This window comes from Mesorhizobium sp. M5C.F.Ca.IN.020.29.1.1 (assembly GCF_003997375.1).
GTDB lineage: Bacteria > Pseudomonadota > Alphaproteobacteria > Rhizobiales > Rhizobiaceae > Mesorhizobium > Mesorhizobium wenxiniae.
Genome location: NZ_RZSW01001090.1, coordinates 1 through 815, shown reverse-complemented (window position 1 = coordinate 815; position 815 = coordinate 1). Strand labels below are relative to the sequence as shown.

The window sequence follows — 815 nt, the reverse complement described above, 5'->3', positions numbered from 1 at the left end:
GGTGTTTGATCCGAGGCTCACATCACGATGCTGAGGTCAAGAGGTGTGTTAGGCGACATCGTGTTCCTTGAATTAGCAACGGAATCCAGAGCCAGGACCCGATTTGCGTGACACGGTTGGTTAGTCGAACCAGGTCAAGCTCACAGCTCTCTCCTGCCGGGCAGGGTTCACCTACTTGCGCGGGCCCGAGGCGGTGATTGAGCGCGCCGGTGCGCGTTACGCGTTTGAATTGCGGCACCCGTGTAAGGGCGCTATCTGTTCGATAATCGTAGCGTTAATTCTTCAGTTCCTCCTTCCCCAGTTTCTCGGCCCGGCGATGGACCCTTGCCGACGTCTCTCGGCCAACCCGTCCTCTGATGCCTCGAATATAGTGGCCGTTGAGTGGAATCCCGGAAGCAGTCACAAACGTTTTAAGAGGTGTCGTGGAGAGATCGCGGCAATTATTGCCGAGCCGATTATGTTCAATGGCTTCTGGAGTAATATCCAACCGTTCGAAGGGTTTCTCAGATTTTCTTCGCGGACAATGCGACGCCAACGGCGCTATTGGTTTTCGACGAGGTCCAAACCGGCTTTCGCATTTCGCTCGGAGGAGCTGTAGAGAACTTCGGGGTCGCCGCAGATCTAAGCACGCCAAGGTCGATCTGACGCATCGGTACGAGGAACTGTGCGGCCATTATCGCATGACGGCGACGCGCAACAACAAGGGCGTCGCGCACGAGAACGGCTCGATCGAAAGTTCCGACGACCATCTCAAGAACGCGGTCCGCGATGCGCTACCGATGCGCGGCACCATGGACTTCGACGATCTCGGCTCC

Annotated in this window: 1 pseudogene; it reads left to right on the top strand. The window is 56.8% G+C overall.

Annotated features, from left to right (window positions below):
- Positions 1–623: 623 nt before the first annotated feature.
- Positions 624–815, top strand: a pseudogene (locus EOA85_RS36395) (IS21 family transposase); the annotation flags it as partial.